Raw genomic sequence first — 22,126 nt, 5'->3', positions numbered from 1 at the left:
TCAACCCCCCAGGGCCGCCAGGCGGCACACCTTTCCGTCGATGACCTGCGCGTACACGGCTTCCGTCTGCTCGGCCACCCGCGGCCAGCCATAGCGGGCGCGGGCCCTCCTCGCCCCGGCGGCGCCCAGCGCCGCCCGCCGTTCCCGGTCGCCGAGCAGGTCCTTCAGCGCCCTGGCCAGCGCCCGCGGGCGGCGCGGCGGCACGAGCACGCCGCAGCCCGCGACCGTGTCCAGGTGGCCGCCGACCGCCGAGGCCACGACCGGCACGCCGCACGCCATCGCCTCCACCGGCACCATGCCGAACGGCTCGTACCACGGCACCGTGACCACCACGTCGGCCGCGCGCATCAGCGCCGGGACCTCCCGGCGCGGGACGCTGCCGATCACGTGGACGCGGTCGTCGATGCCGTAGCCCTCGGCCAGCTCCCGCAGCCGGACGACCTCCGCGTCGTCCCGGCTGCCGCCCGCGATCACCAGCTCCGCCCCGGGCAGCTGGCGCAACGCCCTGATCACGGTGTCCACGCCCTTGCGCGGCACCATGCGGCCGATGCTGAGCACCATCGGGCCGTCCGTACGCGGTGCGACCGGACCCTCCGGGCAGAACGCCGACAGGTCCACCCCGCACGGCACGACCATGACGCGGCGCTCGGGAACGCCCATCGCGACCAGTTCGCCCACCTCGTCGCTGCAGGTGGCCACCACGGCGTCGGCGCGCCGGCCGATCTCCCGCTCGGTCTCCAGGCGGTGCGCGGGGCTCGTGTCCGCCTCGCCCTGCCAGCGTCGCTTCACCGTGCCGAGCGCGTGGAACGTCTGCACCACGGGCACGCCGCGCGCCGCCCCCAGCGCCGCCTGGCCGCTCATCCAGAAGTGCGCGTGGATCACGTCCGGTGGGTGTTCGGACCAGCGCCGGGCCAGCCGCTCGGTGAACTCCGGCATGAACGGCGGCAGCTCGTCCTTCGGCACGGGAGCCGCCGGGCCGGCCGTGACGTACTGGACCGTGACGCCCGGCGCCAGGGGCACCGACTCCGGCTGCTCCCGCGAAGTCCGCCGGGTGTGGACCACGACCGTGTGCCCGCGCTCGGCGAGGGCCACCGCCAGCGCGGCGACGTGCACGTTCTGGCCGCCGGAGTCCACGCCTCCGACCGCGGCCAGCGGGTCGGCGTGTTCCGAGATGAGATCCACCTTCACTGCGTCAGCTCCCTCACTGCCTTGACCACCTGCTCACTGGTCACCTGCGACAGGCATGGATGTCCGGGCACCGGGCACAGGCGCGCCCGGGTGCCCCGGCAGGGCGCGTCCTGGTCGCCGAGCAGCACCGCGGGCACCCCGTACGGCGCCCACCGCGCCGCGGCGACGACGGGGGCGAACAGGCTCACGACCGGGGTGCCGACCGCCGCCGCCAGGTGCGCCGGGCCGGTGTTGCCCGCCACGAGCACGCCGGCGCCCTCGATCACGGCGGCCAGCTCGGCCAGCGTCGTCCGGCCGCCCAGGTCCGCGGCGTCGCCGCCGGCGACGTAGGCGGTCAGGTCGCGCTCGGTGCCGGTCACGACGACCCGGTGGCCGTCCTCGGTCAGCTCCCGGACGGTCTGCCGGTGCCGTTCCGCGGGCCACGTACGGGCGGGGGCGGAGGTACCGGGGTGCACCACGACGTACGAACCGCCGCCGGCGAACGCGCCGATGTCCGGCAGCGGCCGCCGGACCGCGAGCCCGCCGTCGTCGCCGTCGGGCAGCTCGAACCCGGCCGCCCGCGCCACCGCCAGCATCCGCTCGGCCTCCGGCACGTCGACGTCCTCGTCCACCCGGTGGCGGACGTCCAGCAGCGAGCCGGGGTAGTCGTTGCTGATCGCGGCGATCCGGCCGACCCCCGCCAGCCGGAGCAGCAGCGCCAGCGGCAGCGCCGACTGGTGGAACGAGGTGAGGATCACCGCCTCGTCCACGCCGCGCACCCTGCCGACCAGATCGGCGACCCGCTCCTCGGTGACGGGCGGCGGGGTGTGGTCGATCCACGGCGCGTGCCACGTGACCACCCGGTCGACGCCGGGCAGCAGCTCCGCGGCCGCCCGGCCACGCGGACCGGCCAGGAAGACCACCTCGCGGGCCAGCGTGCGCACGGCCCGCACGGCCGGTCCGGCCAGCAGCACGTCCCCGGCGTCGTCGAGCCGGGCCACGAGCACGCGCCCGCGCATGCGATCGGTCATCGGCGCACCTTCCGTTCCCCCCGCAGCCGGTGCGCGCAGGCGACCGGCGGGATCACCACGCTGGTGAGCACCATGCGCAGCACCTCGTCCGGGGTACGCGGCCCCGGCGCGACGCGCCGCCAGGCGAACTCGGCGGTCAGCGCCCCCCACCCGAGACCCGCCACGCCCGCGAGCGCGGGGGCCACCCGCCCACCGCGCCTGGCGAGTGCGGCGCCCGCGAGCAGCGCCGCCGTGAGGCCCGCGGCGGTGGTCACGGCGTGCAGCCGCAGCCGTCCGGGGCCGCTCCCGACGGCGGCGCGCCAGTCCGGGCCGTGCAGGCGGCGCATGAGCGCGTCGTCGGCGTTGCCTCGCTGGAAGCGCACGCTCGCCCAGAACCCGTCCGCGCGCACCGGATGCTCGGTCACCCGCTCGCCCCTGACCAGCCGGTGACCGGCCCGCCGCACCCGCAGCGCCAGGTCGGAGTCCTCCCGGTACGCCCGGGGGAACCGCTCGTCGAACCCGCCCACCGCCTCCAGCACCGCACGCCGGTAGGCCATGTCGGCCGTCACCCACGCGGCGTCGACCAGCCCGGCCGTGTGACGTTCGGCGTCGGTGGGCCGGCGTTCGGCGGGCAGCGGCACCGTGATGCGCCCCTGACTGCCGGCCACCTCGTCGGGCAGGTCCACCAGGTCCTTCCAGACCGCCTCGGTCCACCCGGGCGCCGGCACCACGTCGTCGTCGAGGAACACCACCCAGGGCGTCTCCGCGGCCCGCCACCCGGCGTTGCGCGCCGCCGCCGGGCCGTGCCCGCCCGAGCGCACGACGCGTACGTGCGCCGGCAGCTCCAGCGGCGCCCCGGCCTTCCGGTCGTCCACCACGACCACCGGCACGCCGGGCCCCACGGCCGCCACGGTGTCACGCAGGCTGGGCCGCCCGACGGTGGGGATCACGACGGTGATCACGCGGCGAACACCTCCCCGCGGCGCACCATGTACGGCCCCAGCACGAGCACGTCCACCGGCGCCGACCCGAAGCACTCCAGCGCGTCACGCGGATCGTCCACCATGGGCCGCCCCGCGGTGTTGAGGCTCGTGTTCACCACCACCGGCAGCCCTGTACGCGCCTCGAACTCGCTCAGCACCCGCGCCATCAGCGGATGCGCCCGCGGCGAGACCGTCTGGATGCGTGCCGTCCCGTCCACGTGCACCACCGCCGGAAGGCGCGGCGCCCAGTCGGGGTGCACGTCGTGCACGAACAACATGTACGGCGACGGCACCGGCCCCCGCCCGAAGATCTCACCGGCCCGCGACTCCAGCACCATCGGCGCGATCGGCCGGAACTGCTCCCGCCCCTTGACGTCGTTGAGCCGCTCGGTGTTGCGCGCGTGACCGGGATGCGCCAGCAACGACCGCTGCCCGAGGGCCCGGGGCCCGTATTCGGAGCGGCCCTGGAACCACGCCACGATCCGGTCGGCCGCCAGCTCGGCGGCCACGGCGGCGGCCAGGTCGGCGGGCCGCGAGTACGGCACGCGCGCCACGTCCAGCCAGGCGCCCAGCTCCTCGTCGGTGAAGCCGCGCCCGAGCGCCGCGCCCGGCATCGGCGCGGCCGGCTCGCCGTACGTCTGCGCCAGGTGCAGCGCCCCGCCCAGCGCGGTGCCCGAGTCGCCCGCGGCCGGCTGCACCCACAGCTCCTCGAAAGGCCCCTCGTCCAGCAGCCGGGTGTTGGCCACGCAGTTGAGCGCCACCCCGCCGGCCAGCGCCAGCCGCCGCTCGCCGGTACGCGCGTGCAGCCAGCGCACCAGCTCCAGCAGCACCTCCTCCAGCCGGGCCTGCACGCTCGCCGCCAGGTCGGCGTGGTCGGAGGTCCACGTGCCGCCCTTGGGCAGCGCCTTGGCGTAGACGTTCCAGTCGACCGGCTCCACCCGGAACCCGCCGTCGCCCGTGGTGTAGAGCACCTCGCGCAGCGCGGCCAGGTGCCGCGGAGTGCCGTACGAGGCCATCGCCATGACCTTGTACTCGTCGCTGGAGCGCAGGAAACCGAGGTGCTCGGTCACTTCCTCGTACATCAGGCCCAGGGAGTGCGGCAGCTCCTGCGTGGCCAGGATCTCCAGCTCGCCGTCGCGGTAGACGCCCGCCAGGTGCGAGACGTCCTCGCCGCGCCCGTCGCACACCAGCACCGCGCAGTCGCGCCAGGGCGAGGCCAGGCCCGCGGAGGCGGCGTGCGCCACGTGGTGCGGCACGTAAGAGACCTGGCCCGGATCCAGGCCGGGCAGCGCCGTGGCCAGGAAGGCGGGAGCCCGCACCGCGTACTTCGTGCGCAGGTCCTCCCACTCGCCCTCCGGCCTGCGCACCACCAGCGAGGGGTCGTAGGAGTAGGCGACGGCGTCGATGTCCTCGGGGGCCAGGCCGGCCTCGCGCAGGCACCAGGCGGCGGCCTGCTCCGGCAGCTCCCACGCGGAGAACGCCAGCGGCCGCTTGCCGTGCTTACGGCGGCTGAAGCGTTCTTCCTCCGCCGCCGCCACGATCCTCCCGTCGACCACCAGCGCCGCGGCCGGGTCGTGGAAGATCGCGTTGATGCCGAGAAACTTCATGCTTCCTCCCCCTAAGGCGTGGAGAACCGCTACCGAGAGAAGCGGTTCTCAAACATTGGACGGGCTCGGGAGATGCGAAAACAGCCCCGGCGTCCTGCGGTTGGTCACGCAGAGTAGTTGTTTGCCCGGTCAAGGGCCGGGTAGCTGCCGGACACGCTGACGGAGGTGAATGGTGTTCGAAAAGCGACGTCCCGGCGCAGTGCTCTTCGATCGGGACGGGACCTTGATCAGGGACGTGCCGTACAACGGGGATCCGAAACTCGTCGAGCCCATGCCGGGCGCGGTCGAGGCGCTGGGCCGGCTCAGACAGGCGGACGTGCCGGTGGCCGTGGTCACCAACCAGTCGGGCGTCGCCAAGGGGCTGCTCTCGCCGGACGACATGGACCAGGTGAACGCCAGGGTGGAGGAGCTGCTGGGCCCGTTCGACGCGTGGGCGATCTGCGTGCACGACGACGGCGACGGCTGCACCTGCCGCAAACCCGCGCCCGGCCTGGTGATCAGAGCCGCCGCCGTGCTGGACGTCAGCCCCCGCGACTGCGTGGTCGTGGGCGACATCGGCCGCGACATGGACGCCGCCCGAGCCGCCGGGGCGCGAGGCATCCTCATCCCGACCCCGCAGACGCTGCCCGTGGAGATAGAGGACGCCCCCGAGGTCGCGCACGACCTCTGGGACGCCGTCGATCGCGTGCTCAACGACGTGGCGGCCGCCGTGCCGGCCGCGTCGGCGCCGTGGGCCCGCGCCATGGGGTGGAGCCGCTGGTGAGGATCCTCATCTGGCACGTGCACGGCTCGTGGACCAGCGCGTTCATCCGCGGGTCGCACGAGTACCTGCTGCCGCTCGTCCCCGATCGGGGTCCCGACGGACGGGGACGGGCCGCCACCTACGACTGGCCCGGCAGCGCCCGCGAGGTGCCGTGGGACCGGCTGCGCCGCGAACCCGTCGACGTCGTCGTCTACCAGCGTCCGCACGAGATCGACCTGGCCCGCGAATGGCTCGGCCGCGACGTGCCGGGCGTGTACGTCGAGCACAACACCCCGGCCGGCGACGTGCCCCGCACCCGCCACCCGCTCGCGGACCGGAGCGACATCACGCTCGTCCACGTCACCCACTTCAACGAGCTCTTCTGGGACAACGGCAGGGCGCCCACTCGCGTCATCGAGCACGGCGTCCCCGACCCCGGCCACCTGTACACCGGCGAGCTGCCCCGCGCCGGCGTCGTCGTCAACGAGCCGGTACGCCGCACCCGCGTCGCCGGGACCGACCTGCTGCCGCGCTTCGCCGAACGCGTGCCCCTCGACGTGTTCGGCATGAAGGTCGCCGGCCTGCCGTACGGCACGTACGAGGACCTGCCCCAGCACGTCATGCACGCCGAGCTCGCCAGGAGACGCGTCTACCTGCACCCCTACCGGTGGACGTCGCTGGGCCTGGCCCTCATCGAGGCCATGACGCTGGGCATGCCCGTCGTCGCGCTGGCGGCCACCGAGGCCGTCGAGGCGGTGCCGCCCGAGGCCGGCGTGCTCTCCACGAAGGTGCACGTGCTGGCCGACGCGCTGCACGCCTACGCCGAGGACCCGGAGACCGCCCGCCAGGCCGGCAAGGCCGCCAGGGCGGCGGCGCTGTCGCGCTACGGACTCGCCCGATTCCTGGCGGACTGGGACGACCTGCTCACGCAGGTATGAGCCCCCTCACGCTGGGTAGGCGCGAACGTCATGATGATGCTCGACTGGACCCGCAGGGCCGCCTGCCTGGACCTTGACCCGGAGCTGTTCTTCCCGATCTCCGTGGAAGGGCCGAGCCGGTCACAGGTCGAGCAGGCCAAGCGAGTGTGCGGCCGATGTCCCGTACGGCGGCCGTGCCTCGAATACGCGCTGGACACCAGGCAGGCCTATGGCGTCTGGGGCGGCACCGATCCCGCGCAGCGGCGCGAGCTCAGCCTGGCAACGCCGCCGCGAGAAACCGTTCCCGCTCGCTCTCTTCGAGGTGGTCGCTGAACAGCACCCCGTCGAGGTGGTCGACCTCGTGCTGGAGCACACGCGCCAGCACACCGAGCGCGCGCACGGTCACGGGCTTGCCGAACATGTCGCGGCCGCGCGCTGTCACCATGTAGGAGCGGTCCAGCGGCCACCACACGCCGGGGGCCGACAGGCACGCCTCGTCGGCGGTGATGCGCCGCTGCGACAGCTCCAGGCGCGGATTGACCAGGTGGCCGGACTTGCCGTCGTAGGAGTAGACCAGCACCCGCAGCGGCTCGCCGATCTGCGGGGCGGCGAGCCCGGCCCGGCCGGCGCCCGCGCCCATCGTGGCCGTCAGCGACTTCACCAGCCGCCGCAGCTCCCGGTCGAAATCCCGCACCGGCGCGGAGACCTGGCGCAGCACCGGATCGTCGAACGTGCGAATAGGCCGGACCGTCACCCGTAACTCCCCGATAGGCGGCGTCGTCACGATCTACGTTTCCCCGGCGTCTCCCGCGCCAACCGCCGGAGCCGAGCCTTGTAGCACAGCGGTAACAGAAGAGACCCAGCCGCGAAACCCCCCGAAAGCAGTATCGGAGGGTGATCTCACTTGCGTCACACGCGCCTGTGATGCCCGGCCGGGTGCTCGGGGCCCGGCCGGGCATCCCTGACCGGCTGGAGGTATGGGCATGAGCGCGCTCCCCCTGGACGGCGGCTCCGCACCGGAGACCGCCCCCGACGCCCTGGCGGGCTTCACCGTCGGCGTGACCGCGACGAGACGCCGCGAGGAGTTCGGCGCACTGCTGGAACGGCGCGGCGCCCGTGTGGTGAGCGCCCCCGCGATCCGGCTCGTCCCCCTCGCCGAGGACGCCGACCTGCTCGCCGCCACCCGGCTGGGCCTGGAGGCGCCGCTCGACGACGTGGTCGTCACGACCGGCGTCGGCTTCCGCGGCTGGATGGCCGCCGCCGAGGGCTGGGGCCTGTCCGCCGACCTGACCGACCACCTGTCCCGGGCGCGCCTGCTCACCCGCGGCCCCAAGGCCAGGGGAGCGGTACGCGCCGCCGGGCTCAACGACCACTGGACCCCGGCCACCGAGTCCTGCCAGGAGGTCAAGGAGTACCTCCTCGCCCAGGACCTGCGCGGGCGGCGCATCGCGGTGCAGCAGCACGGCGAGCCGCTCGCCGAGTTCGTGGCCGACCTGCGCCGGGCGGGGGCCGAGGTCATCGAGATCCCCGTCTACCGGTGGCTGCCGTACCGGGACATCTCGCCGTTGCGCCGCCTCATCACCCAGACGATCTCCGGCGCGGTCGACGCCGTCGCCTTCACCAGCGCGCCCGCCGTCAACGCCATGCTGGGCGCGGCCCGGGCGGACGGGCTGGAGGAGGCGCTGCTGGCCGCGTTCGGCGGGGGAGTGGTGGCCGCGTGCGTGGGGCCCGTCACCGCCGATCCGCTCACCTCGCGCGGCGTCCCGACGCTGCAGCCCGACCGCTCCCGGCTGGGGGCGCTGGCCCGGGTTCTCGCCCGGCACCTGCCCGAGCACGGCGTCACCCGGCTCACCGCGGGCGGCCACCGCCTGGAGATCCGCGGCCACGCGGTCGTCGTGGACGGCGAGCTGCGGCCGCTGCCGCCCGCGCCGATGGCGGTGCTCAAACGCCTGGCCGACAAGCCCGGTCACGTGGTGTCGCGGGGCGACCTGCGTACGGTGCTGCCCGGCAGCGTCGCCCGCGACTCGGCCGAGCACGCGGTGGAGATGGCCATCACCCGGCTGCGCCGCGCACTCGGAGCCGGCGGCGTCGTCGAGACGGTCGTCAAACGCGGCTACCGCCTCGCCTGCCTCTACGAGGCCGCCCTATGACCCACCCCTGACCACCGCCCAACCGGCGCCGGCTCGGCGGCCTGACCTCTGCTCCGGACCAGGGTGCGTCGTGCACCCCGGGTGACCGCGCGGCTCGTGATGCGGATCCCGGCCCACGGCGTGGCGTGCGTCCCGGGTGACAGGTCGGCCCGTGCTCCGGCCTGGGTCTGACTGCCCTGCCGGCCCACCCACGTAGCACCCCGACTCGATGAGGAGAACACCATGTGCAGGCCTTCGGCGCCCATGCGGGCTGGAGCGTGCCGCCGGCCGGCGCGGCGGGCCTTGGCCGGCGACATGCGGCGGAGCGCATCGCCTTCCCCGACGTCCCGTTGCACCGCCGTGCGCGGCGCTCGACCTGTGACGGTGTGCCGTGCGGGGCGCGCCCGCGGGCGCTCCGCGACTGTCGTGGCGCCTGCCACCGGGCCGGCCGCCACGCCCGCCGTGAGGTCCGCCGCGCCTGCCACCGGGCCGGCCGCCGTGCCCGCCGTGAGGTCCGCCTCGCCTGCCACTGGCCTGGCCGCCGTGCCCGCCGTGAGGTCCGCCGCGCCTGTCCCTGGTGGCGCCGACCGGACCGTCGTGGTGTCCGCCGGAGGGTTCCGGTGACGCCCGTACTCGTGCTGGCCGCGCACGGGACGCGTAGCCCGGCGGGGCAGCACACGCTGGCGGCGCTGGCCGAGACGGTCAGGAGGGTCCGGCCCGGGCAGCGTGTGGAGCTGAGCTACCTGGAAATCAGCTCGCCACTGCTGGGGGAGGTCCTGCCCGCGGTGCGCGGCCCGGTGGTCGTGGTGCCGCTGCTGCTGGCCGGCGGCTACCACGCGCACATCGACCTGCCGGCCGTCGTCGCCGACCACCGTCCCGACGCGGTGGTGTCCGGATGGCTGGGGCCGCACCGGCTGCTGACCTCGGCGCTGGCGCGCAAGCTGGCGCGCGCCGGCCTGCGCGCCACCGACGCCGTCCTGCTGGGAGCGGCCGGCTCGTCCGACCCCGCGGCCCTGGCCGACGTGCGCGCGGCCGCCCACCGGCTCGCCGTACGGCTGGCCCGCCCGGTGACGGCCGCGTTCGCCTCGGCCGGCACGCCGTCGCTGGAGGAGGCCATGGAACGGGTCGGCTCCACCCCGGCCGCCCGCGTGGCCATCGCCTCGTACGTACTCGCGCCCGGCTTCTTCCACGACCGGCTCGTCGGGGCCGGCGCGGGACTGGTGAGCGAACCGCTGGGCGCCGACCCGGACGTGGCCGCACTCATCTGGCACCGCTACGACGAGGCGCTGAGCCGCGCCGCCCGGCCACGCACCCTCCGCCGCGCCTGACCCACGCCACGCACCCGCATGCCGCGCGCCGGCTCTGAGCCGCGGCGCGAGACCGCGTACACCGTCGCAGGGCCGTGAGACGCCTCTGGCGCGCTCACGGCCCTGCGACGGCGTCAGGCCGGGTTCAGGACGGGCTCCAGGCGGAGTTCGCGGACGATGCCTCGGGCGCCGGCGTCACGCTCCGGGCCGTCGCTCGCGCCCGCGAACATCTCCAGGTGAGCCCGGTGGAAGCAGCCCGCGAGAAGCAGTCGCGCGCTGGCCTCAGGATCGACGTCCGGCCGCACCCGCCCGAGCCGCCGCTCCGCCTCCAGGTACGCCGCGACCGGCGCGACCTCGGTCTCCGGCCCGAGCCCCGCCTCCCGCAGCGCGTCACGGAAGCGCACCGTCACGCTGGGCGAGGTGAACGCGGGCTGGGCCGCGCCCTGCACCGCCAGGTAGTAGTCGATGCCCGCCCGCGCCACCTGCAGCAGGTTGTCGGCGACGTCGCCCTTGCCGGCGCGGTGGGAGAGGTCGTGCAGGATGCTCAACCACAGCGGCATCCGGTCCTGCAGCAGGGCCAGGTAGTGGTCGAGGGAGCCCCCGGCACGGTCGTTGCGCAGCGAGAGGGCCATCTCCAGGATGCGCCGCCTGGCGTCCTGGCTCCTGCGATGGGGGTCTACGGGGGAAGTCGCCATGGCGTGCCTAACGTGCGCGGTCAGGTGACAGGCATCGCGTGCGAAGCCGGGTGCGGGGGATCGCCAGGACCCCCGCCTGTGGTGAAGAGGTTTCTGATTATTACCTGAAACGACGAAAAATTGACAGATTTACGCCTTGAGCATCAGCTGTCCGTGCCGCGGTCCCTGCGCCGCAGGTACCGCTCGAACTCGGCCGCGATCGCGTCGCCGCTGGCCTCGGGGAGCTCGGCGGCGTCCTTGCGCTCTTCCAGCTCCTTGACGTAGTCGGCCACCTCGCTGTCCTGGGAGGCGAGCTCGTCCACGCCGTGCTCCCACGCCCGGGCCTCCTCGTCGAGGTCGCCCAGCGGCATCGGGATCTCCAGAACGTCCTCCAGCCGGCGCAGCAGCGCGAGGGTGGCCTTCGGGTTGGGCGGCTGGGCGACGTAGTGGGGCACCGACGCCCACAGCGAGATCGCGTCGAGCCCGGCCTGCGCGAACGTGTGGCCGAGCACGCCCACGATGCCCGTCGGCCCCTCGTAGCGGCTCAGCTCCAGGTTGATCGAACGGGCGAGCCCCTCGTTGGTCGCGCTGCCGAGGATCGGCACGGGCCGGGTGTGGGGGGAGTCGTTCAGCAGCGCGCCCAGCATGACGGCCAGCTCGACGCCCAGCTCGCGGCAGATGTAGATGATGTCGGCGCAGAAGGAGCGCCAGCGCATGTTGGGCTCGATGCCGCGCAGCAGCACCACGTCGCGCTCGACGCCCGGCGGGCGGGCGCGCAGCAGCCGGGTCGTCGGCCACACGATCGACGTGGTCATCCCGTCGTTCAGCTCCACCGACGGCCTGGTCACCTGGAAGTCGTAATAGTCGTCGGGGTCGAGCGAGATGAGAGGCTCGGCCTTCCACGCGGACTCGAGATGGGCGATCACACCGCTGGAGGCCTCACCCGCGTCGTTCCAGCCCTCGAACGCGGCTATCAGCACCGGGTCGACGAGCTCGGGGAGCCCTTCGAGCTCTATCACGTGTCGCCTCCACTTCCATCGTCCCGCTAAGCCTATGCGGTGCGGACGCGTCGCCGTCACCGACTCTCCCCCCGAATCTTCCCCGCCCCGCGCCCGCCGCCGGCCGCCGCGTGACCCGTTCCCCGGCGTCCCCACCGTCGCGGCGGTCACCCCCGTCACCGGCGTTCCCGCCGGCTCCGCGCGATCTTCCCGCAGCTCCACGGGGCCTTCCACCGCGGTGCCGCGCCGCCGCTGCTCCCGCTCCGCGCCGCCGCCCGACGCCGTCCCGCCCGGGGCCCCGCCACGGCGGACGGGCGGGCGTTTCGCGTCGGGCGAACCCAGGCATGGCCGCGACGAAACGGGGCAGCTGCTCCACCCGCGCGCGAGGCACGCCGTCCCGTCCGTACGCGGTGGTCGTTCCGGGTGCAGGGGGCCGGTAAGGTCCAGGGGGGAAGCGCCGGCGCGCAGCCGCTTGAGACGCACCCGATAAGCTTCACCTCATGAGCATCTCCCCGTCCTTCCGAGAAGTGTTGTCCCAGCGCGTCGTGGTAGCCGACGGCGCGATGGGCACGATGCTCCAGGCGCAGGAGCCGACCCTCGACGACTTCCACGGCCATGAGGGCTGCAACGAGGTGCTCAACGTCACCCGGCCCGACATCGTGCGCGGCGTCCACGACGCCTACTTCGCCGTCGGCGTCGACTGCGTGGAGACCAACACCTTCGGGGCCAACCTGGCCGCCCTCGGCGAATACGACATCTCCGAGCGCGTCTTCGAGTTCTCCGAGGCGGGCGCCCGCATCGCCCGCGAGTCCGCCGACCACTGGTCCACGCCCGACCAGCCGCGCTTCGTGCTCGGCTCCATGGGCCCCGGCACCAAGCTGCCCACGCTCGGCCACCTGCCGTACGCCAGCCTGCGCGACGCCTACCGCGACAACGCCGCGGGCCTCATCGCGGGCGGCGCCGACGCGATCATCATCGAGACCTGCCAGGACCTGCTCCAGGTCAAGGCCGCCGTCGTCGGGGCCAGGCGCGCCATCGAGGCCTCCGGCAGGGACGTGCCGATCATCGCCCAGGTGACGATCGAGACCAACGGCGCGATGCTGCTCGGTTCGGAGATCGGCGCCGCGCTGACCGCGATCGAGCCGCTCGGCGTCGACGTCATCGGCCTCAACTGCGCCACCGGCCCGGCCGAGATGAGCGAGCACCTGCGCTACCTCGCCCGTCACTCGCGGCTGAAGCTGTCCTGCATGCCCAACGCCGGCCTGCCCGTGCTGACCTCCGACGGCGCCCACTACCCGCTGGGCGCGGAGGAGCTGGCCGACGCCCACGACGCCTTCACCCACGACTACGGCCTGTCGCTGGTCGGCGGCTGCTGCGGCACCACGCCCGAGCACCTGCGCCAGGTGGTCGAGCGGGTGCGCGGCAAGCAGACCGAGGCGCGCCGCCCCCACCCGGAGCCGGGCGCGTCCTCGCTCTACCAGACCGTCCCGTTCCGGCAGGACACCTCCTACCTCGCCATCGGCGAGCGCTGCAACACCAACGGGTCCAAGGCCTTCCGCGAGGCGATGCTGGAGGGCCGCTGGGACGACTGTGTGGAGACGGCCCGCGAGCAGGCCCGCGACGGCGCCCACATGCTCGACCTGTGCGTCGACTACGTCGGCCGCGACGGCGTGGCCGACATGAAGGAGCTGGCCTTCCGCTTCGCCACCGCCTCCACGCTGCCGATCATGCTCGACTCGACCGAGCCCGCGGTGCTGCAGGCCGGTCTCGAGATGCTGGGCGGACGCGCCGCGGTCAACTCCGTCAACTACGAGGACGGCGACGGCCCCGACTCCCGCTTCCAGAAGATCATGCGGCTCGTGCGCGAGCACGGCGCGGCCGTCGTCGCGCTGACCATCGACGAGGAGGGCCAGGCCCGCACCGCCGAGTGGAAGGTGCGGGTGGCCACCCGCCTGATCGAGGACCTGACGAACAACTGGGGCATGCAGGTCGACGACATCATCGTCGACTGCCTGACCTTCCCGATCGCGACGGGCCAGGAGGAGACCCGGCGCGACGGCCTGGAGACCATCGAGGCCATCCGCGAGCTCAAGCGCCGCTACCCGGGTGTGCAGACCACGCTGGGGCTGTCCAACATCAGCTTCGGCCTCAACCCGGCCGCCCGCATGGTGCTCAACTCGGTGTTCCTCAACGAGTGCGTCAACGCCGGGCTCGACTCCGCCATCGTGCACGCCTCCAAGATCGTGCCGATGGCCCGCATCCCCGACGAGCAGCGCCAGGTCGCGCTCGACATGGTCTACGACCGCCGCCGCGAGGGCTACGACCCGCTGCAGCGCTTCATGGACCTGTTCGAGGGCGTCGACGCCGCCGCCGTGCGCGCCGGCAAGGCCGAGGAGCTGGCCGCGCTGCCGCTGAACGAGCGGCTCAAGCGGCGCGTCATCGACGGCGAGCGCAAGGGCCTGGAGGCCGACCTCGACACCGCGCTCGAGCAGCGTCCCGCCCTCGAGATCATCAACGAGGTGCTGCTCGACGGCATGAAGACGGTCGGCGAGCTGTTCGGCTCCGGAGAGATGCAGCTGCCGTTCGTGCTGCAGTCGGCCGAGGTGATGAAGGCCGCCGTCGCCTACCTCGAGCCCCACATGGACCGCGTCGAGGGCGAGACCAAGGGCCGCATCGTGCTGGCCACCGTCAAGGGCGACGTGCACGACATCGGCAAGAACCTCGTCGACATCATCCTGTCCAACAACGGCTACCAGGTGGTCAACCTCGGCATCAAGCAGCCGGTCTCGGCCATCCTGGAGGCCGCCGACGAGCAGAAGGCCGACGTCATCGGCATGTCCGGCCTGCTGGTGAAGTCGACGGTCGTCATGAAGGAGAACCTGGAGGAGATGAACTCCAGGGGCCTGGGCGAGAAATACCCCGTGCTGCTCGGCGGCGCCGCCCTGACCCGCGCCTACGTCGAGCAGGACCTCGCGGAGGTGTTCGACGGGGAGGTGCGTTACGCGCGCGACGCGTTCGAGGGGCTGCGGCTGATGGACGCGTTCATGGCGGTCAAGCGCGGCGTGCCGGGCGCGGCGCTGCCGCCGCTGCGCGAGCGCCGCGTCAAGACCGGTGCCGTGCTGCAGCGCACGCCCGTCGAGGAGCTGCCGGCCCGCTCCGACGTGGCCACCGGCAACCCGGTGCCGACGGCGCCGTTCATCGGCGACCGCATCGTCAAGGGCGTCTCGCTGGCTGAATACTCCGCCTTCCTCGACGAGCGGGCGCTGTTCCTCGGCCAGTGGGGGCTCAAGCCCACCAGGGGCGGCGACGGCCCCGGCTACGACGAGCTGGTCGAGACCGAGGGCCGGCCGCGGCTGCGCATGTGGCTCGACCGCATCCAGACCGAGGGCCTGCTGGAGGCGGCCGTCGTCTACGGCTACTTCCCGTGCGTCTCCGACGGAGACTCGCTCATCATCCTCGACGACGACGGGGGCGAGCGCACCCGCTTCACGTTCCCGCGCCAGCGCCGCGACCGCCACCTGTGCCTGGCCGACTTCTTCCGCTCGAAGGACTCCGGCGAGGTCGACGTGGTCGGCTTCCAGATCGTCACCATGGGCTCGAGGATCGCCGAGGCCACCGCCGAGCTGTTCGCGAAGGACGCCTACCGCGACTACCTCGAGCTGCACGGCCTGTCGGTGCAGCTCACCGAGGCGCTGGCCGAATACTGGCACGCGCGGGTGCGCGCGGAGCTCGGCATCGGCGGCGAGGAGTCGCTCGACGACATGCTCAAGGTCAACGTCCGGGGCTGCCGCTACTCCTTCGGCTACCCGGCCTGCCCCAACCTGGAGGACCAGAAGCAGCTGTTCGAGCTGCTGGCGCCCGAGCGCATCGGGGTGACGCTGTCGGAGGAGTTCCAGCTCCACCCCGAGCAGGCCACCTCGGCCCTGGTCGCCCACCACCCCGAGGCGAAATACTTCAACGTCTGACGGCCTGGCGTCCGGCCCGGGTGGCGGCCTCCCGCCGCGCCTCCCGGGCCGCGACGCCGCGTGCGCGCGGGTCGGCACGGTGTTCTCGGCCGCCGTTCACGTACGGGCGGGGTCGTCCTCGCCCGGCGTTCAGCACGGGCGGCCACACTGGCGGGCGGACACAACCGATCGGGAGCACGGGTGGAAGCGGTCTTCTTCGACATGGACGGCCTGCTGGTCGACAGCGAGCGGGTCTGGCTGGAGATCGAGACCGAGGTGATGGACCGGCTGGGCGCGCGGTGGACGCCCGAGCACCAGGCCCACCTGGTCGGCGGGTCCATGGAACGCACGGTCGAGTACATGCTGGACGTGTCCGGCGCCGACGTGGCGCCCGAGGACGTCCGCGACTGGATGGTGGCCGGGATGGTGGCGCGCCTGTCGCAGGGCGTGGTCGTCATGCCGGGCGCCGCCGAGCTGCTCGACGCGCTGCGGGCCGAGGGGGTGCCCGTGGGGCTGGTGACCTCGTCGCTGAAGGAGATCGCCGACGCCGTGCTGAAGGGCTTCGGCCGCGACCGGTTCGACCTCGTGGTGACGGCCGACGACGTCCTGCGGACGAAGCCGGATCCGGAGCCCTACCTGACGGCCGCGCGGCGGCTGGGCGTGGAGCCGGTGCACTGCGTCGTCCTGGAGGACTCCCCGAACGGCGTGGCGGCGGCGACGGCCGCCGGCTGCGCCGTCGTGGCGGTGCCCAACCTGCTGCCCGTCGAGCCCGCTCCGGGCCGCCTGGTGGTGTCCTCGCTGGAGGACGTGGGGGTGGCCGATCTGCGGGCGCTGCTGAGGTCCTGAGCCCGCGCGAAGGCGGGCCCTGTCCGGGTTTCCCCTAAGGGACAAGTAATTCTCGGGGAGGAGGCGCGCGCGGATTCGCGTGCCAGGATGGAGGCAGGAGCCACGACGAGGGGACGGCACATGGACACGTTCAACCAGATCGCCTGGCTGCCGCTGTGCGGAGGGTTGACCATCGCGGGGCTGGTGCTGGCGTTCCTGGCCTTCCGGCGCAGGGGAGCGGCCCCGGGGCTGCGCACGACGGCGTGGGCGCTGCTGCCGCTGGCGGCCTACCTGACCGGCGCGCTGCCGGCGCTGTGGACGATCGGCTCCACCCTCGTGGGGTTCGTGACCAACCTGGTGTTCAACCCCGCCGTGTGGGCGGGCGTGGCGGTGGCGGGCCTGTCGGCCGTGCTGTTCGTGGTCTCCGGCGTGATGCGGGGGCGCAAGCTCAAGAAGAAGGAAGCCGCCGCCGAGCCGGCGGTGCAGCAGGGCGCGAGCCGTCCGGCCGTGGGCGCCACACCGCCGCAGAACACGGGGACCAAGCCGAAGCCGGCCCAGAAGGCCGAGCGGAAACCGGCCGCCGCGGACGACGACTTTTCGGACATCGAGGAGCTTCTCAAGCGCCGCGGCATCGGCTGAGACTTGGGCGCTCCGGGCGGGTTTGTCACGGTTTCGAGACGTAATCGGTACGCACTCCGGACATCGTCCCGGGGACCGATACGAATCCGTTTCGCCTGAATCACAGATTAGCCACATAGCGCCCTGGGGGACTAGTCAGCGCAGCTCAACGCATAGATTCTGCCTCCTGAGGTCCGCGACCACGCGGTCTGAAGTTCACTACGCGTTTAGACAGCGTCGTCTGGTTCCAGGGGGCAATTCGGCATGACCGCACCGCTAGACGTGTCCGGTTCCGCGGCAGAAGCGCATCCGGAGTCGGTGCTCGCGGGAGCGGGCAAGGCCATCCAGGGCCGGTCTCTCACCCGGATCGCGTGGATGCGCCTCAGGCGCGACAAGGTCGCGCTGGCGGGCGGCGGTGTCGTCGTCCTGCTGATCCTCGTGGCGATCTTCTCCTCGCCGATCATCGCTGCCTTCGGCCATCCGCCGCTGGAGTTCCACCAGGATCAGATCGACCCGGCCACGCTGCTGCCCAAGGGCGCTCTCGGCGGCATGGGCGGCGAGTACCTGCTCGGTGTCGAGCCGGTCAACGGCCGTGACATTTTCAGCCGGATCGTCGCCGGGGCGTGGATCTCGCTGCTGATCGGCTTCCTCGCCACGGTGGTCTCGGTGATCATCGGCACCGTCCTGGGCGTCATCGCCGGCTACTTCGGCGGCTGGGTCGACCAGGTCATCGGCCGCATCATGGACGTCTTCCTCGCCTTCCCGCTGCTGGTCTTCGCGATCGCGCTGGCGGGCGTGATCCCCGACCAGGGGTTCGGCCTGGAGGGCAACGGCCTGCGGATCGCGATGCTGATCTTCATCATCGGGTTCTTCAGCTGGCCCAGCATCGGCCGCATCGTGCGCGGCCAGACGTTGTCGCTGCGTGAGCGGGAGTTCGTGGACGCCGCCAAGAGCCTCGGCGCCCGAAACGGCTACATCATCTTCCGTGAGGTGCTGCCGAACCTGGTGGCGCCGATCCTGGTGTACGCGACCCTGCTCATCCCGACCAACATCCTGTTCGAGGCCTCGCTCTCGTTCCTGGGCGTTGGCATCAACCCGCCCACCCCCACCTGGGGTGGCATGCTGTCCGAGGCGGTTCGCTTCTACACGCTGCCCCACTTCGTGATCTTCCCGGGTCTGGCGATCTTCATCACCGTCCTGGCGTTCAACCTGTTCGGCGATGGCTTGAGGGACGCCTTCGACCCCCGAGCGCACTGATCCACCGCAAGGCGCTTCATCCCCCGCATCTCACTCATCAAGGGGTTAGTCAATGAGAAGGAAACACGCACTGGCAGGAGCCGCGACAGCGGTGCTCGCCCTGGTGCTCTCCGCCTGTGGCGGCGGTGGCGGCACGGCCCAGCCGGCCGCCTCCGCGTCGGGTGGCGGCGCGCAAGCCGCGTTCAACGCCGCCGTGACCGGGGTGTTCAACCCGTCCACGAAGAAGGGCGGGACCCTCAAGGCGGCCCACTCCTCCGACTGGGACAGCCTCGACCCGGGTGACACCTACTACGGCTACTCGTTCAACTTCGGCCGGTTCTACTGGCGGACGCTGACGATGTACAAGCCGGGCCCCGGTCCCGAGGGCAACACGGTCGTCCCCGACCTGGCCGAGTCGCTCGGTGAGCCGAGCGAGGACGGCAAGACGTGGACGTACAAGCTGAAGAGCGGCCTGAAGTTCGAGGACGGCACGCCGATCACCGCCAAGGACGTGGCGTACGCGGTGGCCCGCAGCTTCGACAAGGAGACCTTCCCGCACGGCCCCTCCTACCTCAACGAGCTGCTCGAGTGGCCGGAGGACTTCAAGGGCGTCTACAAGACGCCTGACGTCGACTTCTCCTCGGCCGTCGAGGCGACCGACGACTCGACGCTGGTCTTCCACCTGAAGAAGCCGTTCGCGTCGATGGACTACGTCGTCCAGATGCCGATGACGGCCCCGGTGCCGAAGGACAAGGACACGGGCGCGAAGTACCGCGAGAAGGTCGTCTCGTCCGGCCCGTACAAGTTCGAGACGAACGAGATCGGCAAGCGGTTCACGCTGGTCCGCAACGACCAGTGGGACCCGGCGACCGACCCGAACCGTCCCGCGCTGCCCGACCGCATCGAGGTGCAGCTCAACGTCAACGCCGACGACCTGGACAACCAGCTCATCGCCGGTGACATCCAGCTCGACATCCCCGGCACCGGCATGCAGCCCGCCGCGCTCGGCAAGGTGCTGCCCGACCCGGCGCTGAAGGCTCGTACGGACAACCCGACGATCCCCAGGCTCTGGTACGTCTCGGTCATCCCGGACACGCCGCCGCTGGACAACGTCAACTGCCGCAAGGCCGTCATGTGGGCCGCCGACCGCGTCGCCAACCAGACTGCCTACGGAGGCGAGGTCGCCGGCGGCGAGATCGCGACCAACGTGATGCCGCCCGGCATCGTCGGCCAGGAGAAGTTCGACCAGTACCCCTCGGCGGACAACAAGGGTGACGTGGCCAAGGCCAAGGAGGCGCTGACCGCCTGCGGGCAGCCGAACGGCTTCTCCACCACGATGGCCTTCCGGGCCGACCGCCCGCGCGAGAAGGCGCTGGCCGAGGCCATGGAGCAGGCCCTCGCCCGGGTCGGCATCAAGCTGACGCTCAAGGGCTTCCCGGCCTCCAGCTACTTCTCCGACTACGCCGGCAACGTCGACTACGTCAAGAAGAACGGCATCGGCCTGGCCGGCCACGGCTGGGGCTCCGACTGGCCTGACGGCTACGGCTTCATGCAGGCCATCGTCGACAGCCGCACGATCCGCGACGCCGGCAACTACAACCTCAGCGTCAAGAACCCCGAGGTCGACAAGCTGATCGACCAGGCCTCGGCCGAGCTTGACGAGACGGCCCGCGCCAAGCTGTGGGTCGAGGTCGACAAGAAGGTCATGGAGGACGCCTCCATCCTTCCCGTGGTGTGGGCCAAGTCGCTGCTCATGCGCGGCCAGGGCGTGACGAACGTCGCCTACAACGAGGGCCAGAGCATGTACGACTACGCCATGCTCGGCGTCGAGTGACCACACGGCGAGGTTCGGGGATCTAGCGAAGGCAGGTGAAGGCAGGAGTGGCCCGCCCGCCCGCGGGCGGGCCACTCGGCCGGTAGCGGTGCTCACATATATCATCAGGCGTCTGATCGGCGCGTTCGCCATGCTCGTCGTCATCAGCATGGTCACCTTCGGCATCTTCTACGTCGTGCCGCAGTGGGCGGGGGCGACCCCCGAGGCCATGGCGTCGCGTTACGTCGGCCGGGCGGCCACACCGGAGACGGTCCACCTGGTGGCCGAGCGGCTGGGCTTCTACGACCCGGTGGTCGTGCAGTACGGCAACTTCGTCAAGGGCCTGTTCGCCGGCGCCCAGTACGACTACGGAGCGGGTGTCGAGCATTGCCCCGCACCGTGCTTCGGATATTCCTTCATCACCGGGCAGCCGGTCTGGCCGGACCTGCTCGATCGCCTGCCGGTGACCTTCTCCCTGGCCATCGGTGCCGCGCTCATCTGGGTCGTCGCGGGCGTCGCCGTGGGCGTGCTCTCCGCGCTGCGCCGGGGCAGCTTCTTCGACCGGCTGACGATGGGCACCGCGCTCGCGGGCGTGTCGCTGCCGATCTTCTTCACCGGCATGATCTCCCTGGTCGTCTTCAGCTACGGCCTGGGCTGGACCCCGCCGGGCGGGGCATGGACCGACTTCTCGGAGAATCCCGCCGAGTGGGCCTACAACCTGCTGCTGCCGTGGATCACGCTGGCGTTCCTGTTCGCCGCCACCTACGCCCGGCTCACCCGGGCCGGGATGCTGGAGACGATGGGGGAGGACTACATCCGCACCGCCAGGGCCAAGGGCCTGCGTGAGAGACAGGTGGTCGTCAAGCACGGCCTGCGCGCCACGCTGACGCCCATCCTGACCCTCTTCGGCATCGACTTCGGCCTGCTCATCGGCGGCGCCATCCTCACCGAGACCACCTATACTCTGCCCGGGCTCGGTCAGTACGCCATCCTGGCCATCAGGACCCAGGACATGCCGCAGGTGATGGGCGTCGTACTGGTCGCCGCGATGTTCGTGGTGATCGCGAGCCTGGTCGTCGACCTGCTCTACGCCGTGGTCGACCCGAGGGTGAGGTTGTCGTGAGCTTCCTGGACGTCAAAGACCTGAAGATCCACTTCCCGACCGACGACGGCCTCGTCAAGTCGGTCGACGGGCTGTCGTTCGGCGTCGAGCGCGGCAAGACCCTCGGCATCGTGGGCGAGTCCGGCTCCGGCAAGAGCGTGACCAGCCTCGGCATCCTGGGGCTGCACAAGGGCGGCCGCGCCCGGCTGTCCGGCGAGATCTGGCTCGACGGCGAGGAGCTCATCGGGGCCAGCACCGAGCACGTCCGCTCCCTGCGCGGCAAGAAGATGGCGATGATCTTCCAGGATCCGCTGTCGTCGATGCACCCCTACTACACGGTCGGCCAGCAGATCATCGAGGCCTACCGCATCCACAACGACGTCTCCAAGCAGGTGGCCCGCAAGCACGCCGTCGACATGCTGGGCCGCGTCGGCATCCCCGAGCCGGCCAGGCGCGTCGACAGCTACCCGCACGAGTTCTCCGGCGGCATGCGCCAGCGCGCCATGATCGCGATGGCGCTCTCGTGCGACCCCGAGCTGCTCATCGCCGACGAGCCGACCACCGCGCTCGACGTGACCGTCCAGGCGCAGATCCTCGACCTCATGCGCGACCTGCAGCGCGAGTTCAACTCCGCGCTGATCATCATCACGCACGACCTGGGCGTGGTCGCCGAGCTGTCCGACGACATCCTCGTCATGTACGGCGGCAAGTGCGTCGAGTACGGCAGCGCGGAAGACGTCTTCTACCGCCCCGAGCACCCCTACACCTGGGGCCTGCTGGGCTCCATGCCGCGCCTCGACCGCGAGCCCACCGAGCGGCTGCTGCCGATCAAGGGCTCGCCGCCGTCGCTGATCAACGTGCCGCCCGGATGCGCCTTCCACCCCCGCTGCCCGTACGCCGAGCGCACAGGAGACAAGGCCACGACCGAGGTCCCGGCCCTCGCCGAGACCGAGGGCGGCCATCTGGTGCGCTGCCACATGAGCAGGGAAGAGCGGCGGGGCCTGTGGGAGAACGAGATCAAGCCAGTGCTGGAGACCCAGTGAGCGAAAACGAG

Annotated in this window: 19 protein-coding genes; 12 read left to right on the top strand and 7 right to left on the bottom strand. The window is 72.2% G+C overall.

Translation table 11 applies throughout. The features are described from left to right. Genes ACIBP6_RS11650 through ACIBP6_RS11635 form a run of 4 tightly spaced genes read right to left on the bottom strand, consistent with a single transcriptional unit; the run spans nucleotide 1 to nucleotide 4,767 of the window. Nucleotides 1-1,188 carry a glycosyltransferase gene (locus ACIBP6_RS11650; protein ID WP_397051210.1) on the bottom strand — a complete coding sequence of 396 codons (1,188 nt, stop codon included), beginning with the start codon at nucleotides 1,186-1,188 and terminating at the stop codon, nucleotides 1-3. Beyond that, complete coding sequence (locus ACIBP6_RS11645) at nucleotides 1,185-2,198, bottom strand: glycosyltransferase family 9 protein (protein WP_397051208.1); 1,014 nt, start codon at nucleotides 2,196-2,198, stop codon at nucleotides 1,185-1,187. Before ACIBP6_RS11645 ends, ACIBP6_RS11650 begins: the two co-directional genes overlap by 4 nt. Further along, nucleotides 2,195-3,139, bottom strand: coding sequence for a glycosyltransferase family 2 protein (locus ACIBP6_RS11640; protein WP_397051206.1), 945 nt, complete (start codon nucleotides 3,137-3,139; stop codon nucleotides 2,195-2,197). Before ACIBP6_RS11640 ends, ACIBP6_RS11645 begins: the two co-directional genes overlap by 4 nt. After that, nucleotides 3,136-4,767: a carbamoyltransferase gene (locus ACIBP6_RS11635; protein WP_397051204.1), complete on the bottom strand. Its 1,632-nt coding sequence runs from the start codon at nucleotides 4,765-4,767 to the stop codon at nucleotides 3,136-3,138. Before ACIBP6_RS11635 ends, ACIBP6_RS11640 begins: the two co-directional genes overlap by 4 nt. A gap of 169 nt (nucleotides 4,768-4,936) precedes the next feature. Between ACIBP6_RS11635 and ACIBP6_RS11630 the strand changes: the two genes are divergently transcribed. From ACIBP6_RS11630 to ACIBP6_RS11620, 3 genes are read left to right on the top strand one after another with little or no spacing between them, the layout of a single operon-like run. Further along, nucleotides 4,937-5,530 carry a D-glycero-alpha-D-manno-heptose-1,7-bisphosphate 7-phosphatase gene (locus ACIBP6_RS11630; protein ID WP_397051203.1) on the top strand — a complete coding sequence of 198 codons (594 nt, stop codon included), beginning with the start codon at nucleotides 4,937-4,939 and terminating at the stop codon, nucleotides 5,528-5,530. Continuing rightward, nucleotides 5,527-6,447 (top strand): glycosyltransferase, encoded by a 921-nt coding sequence (locus tag ACIBP6_RS11625; RefSeq protein WP_397051201.1) that lies wholly within the window; start codon nucleotides 5,527-5,529, stop codon nucleotides 6,445-6,447. The genes ACIBP6_RS11630 and ACIBP6_RS11625 overlap by 4 nt, the downstream gene beginning before the upstream one ends. Before the next feature lie 30 nt (nucleotides 6,448-6,477). After that, a complete protein-coding gene (locus tag ACIBP6_RS11620) occupies nucleotides 6,478-6,759 on the top strand; it encodes a WhiB family transcriptional regulator (RefSeq protein WP_223190932.1) in 282 nt (93 codons plus the stop codon). Here ACIBP6_RS11620 and ACIBP6_RS11615 read toward each other — a convergent pair. After that, nucleotides 6,698-7,180 (bottom strand): peptide deformylase, encoded by a 483-nt coding sequence (locus tag ACIBP6_RS11615; protein WP_397051199.1) that lies wholly within the window; start codon nucleotides 7,178-7,180, stop codon nucleotides 6,698-6,700. The two genes, ACIBP6_RS11620 and ACIBP6_RS11615, sit on opposite strands and share 62 nt — an antisense overlap. Nucleotides 7,181-7,409: 229 nt before the next feature. On the opposite strand from ACIBP6_RS11615, the gene ACIBP6_RS11610 reads away from it, so the two are divergent. Both ACIBP6_RS11610 and ACIBP6_RS11605 read left to right on the top strand, forming a co-directional pair. Then, nucleotides 7,410-8,576 (top strand): uroporphyrinogen-III synthase, encoded by a 1,167-nt coding sequence (locus tag ACIBP6_RS11610; protein ID WP_397051197.1) that lies wholly within the window; start codon nucleotides 7,410-7,412, stop codon nucleotides 8,574-8,576. 599 nt (nucleotides 8,577-9,175) lie between these two features. Continuing rightward, nucleotides 9,176-9,883 (top strand): sirohydrochlorin chelatase, encoded by a 708-nt coding sequence (locus ACIBP6_RS11605; protein WP_397051195.1) that lies wholly within the window; start codon nucleotides 9,176-9,178, stop codon nucleotides 9,881-9,883. 113 nt (nucleotides 9,884-9,996) lie between these two features. Here ACIBP6_RS11605 and ACIBP6_RS11600 read toward each other — a convergent pair whose 3' ends face one another. Both ACIBP6_RS11600 and ACIBP6_RS11595 read right to left on the bottom strand, forming a co-directional pair. Further along, complete coding sequence (locus ACIBP6_RS11600; RefSeq protein ID WP_397051193.1) at nucleotides 9,997-10,557, bottom strand: hypothetical protein; 561 nt, start codon at nucleotides 10,555-10,557, stop codon at nucleotides 9,997-9,999. Nucleotides 10,558-10,700: 143 nt separating this feature from the next. Further along, nucleotides 10,701-11,555, bottom strand: coding sequence for a PAC2 family protein (locus ACIBP6_RS11595; protein WP_132623818.1), 855 nt, complete (start codon nucleotides 11,553-11,555; stop codon nucleotides 10,701-10,703). Nucleotides 11,556-12,034: 479 nt separating this feature from the next. On the opposite strand from ACIBP6_RS11595, the gene metH reads away from it, so the two are divergent. From metH to ACIBP6_RS11560, 7 genes are all read left to right on the top strand, one after another. Next, nucleotides 12,035-15,499 (top strand): methionine synthase, encoded by a 3,465-nt coding sequence (metH, locus tag ACIBP6_RS11590; RefSeq protein WP_397051190.1) that lies wholly within the window; start codon nucleotides 12,035-12,037, stop codon nucleotides 15,497-15,499. A 180-nt stretch (nucleotides 15,500-15,679) separates the two neighbouring features. Next, entirely contained in the window at nucleotides 15,680-16,324 is a 645-nt protein-coding gene (locus ACIBP6_RS11585) for an HAD family hydrolase (RefSeq protein WP_397051188.1), read from the top strand. Nucleotides 16,325-16,444: 120 nt separating this feature from the next. Continuing rightward, on the top strand, nucleotides 16,445-16,942 hold the full coding sequence (locus ACIBP6_RS11580) for a cellulose synthase (protein ID WP_132620808.1): 498 nt from the start codon (nucleotides 16,445-16,447) through the stop codon (nucleotides 16,940-16,942). Between the two features lie 243 nt (nucleotides 16,943-17,185). Next, a complete protein-coding gene (locus tag ACIBP6_RS11575) occupies nucleotides 17,186-18,178 on the top strand; it encodes an ABC transporter permease (RefSeq protein ID WP_397051186.1) in 993 nt (330 codons plus the stop codon). A 52-nt stretch (nucleotides 18,179-18,230) separates the two neighbouring features. Then, nucleotides 18,231-19,991, top strand: coding sequence for an ABC transporter substrate-binding protein (locus ACIBP6_RS11570; RefSeq protein ID WP_397051184.1), 1,761 nt, complete (start codon nucleotides 18,231-18,233; stop codon nucleotides 19,989-19,991). Nucleotides 19,992-20,079: 88 nt separating this feature from the next. After that, nucleotides 20,080-21,093: an ABC transporter permease gene (locus ACIBP6_RS11565; RefSeq protein WP_132620812.1), complete on the top strand. Its 1,014-nt coding sequence runs from the start codon at nucleotides 20,080-20,082 to the stop codon at nucleotides 21,091-21,093. Continuing rightward, nucleotides 21,090-22,115 carry an ABC transporter ATP-binding protein gene (locus ACIBP6_RS11560; protein ID WP_132620814.1) on the top strand — a complete coding sequence of 342 codons (1,026 nt, stop codon included), beginning with the start codon at nucleotides 21,090-21,092 and terminating at the stop codon, nucleotides 22,113-22,115. Before ACIBP6_RS11565 ends, ACIBP6_RS11560 begins: the two co-directional genes overlap by 4 nt. Nucleotides 22,116-22,126 lie beyond the last annotated feature (11 nt).

Origin of the sequence: Nonomuraea terrae (assembly GCF_044465245.1) — a bacterium.
GTDB classification, from domain to species: Bacteria; Actinomycetota; Actinomycetes; order Streptosporangiales; family Streptosporangiaceae; genus Nonomuraea; species Nonomuraea terrae.
The sequence above is the reverse complement of the archived record's forward strand: the minus strand, read 5'-3'. Positions and strand labels throughout refer to the sequence as shown.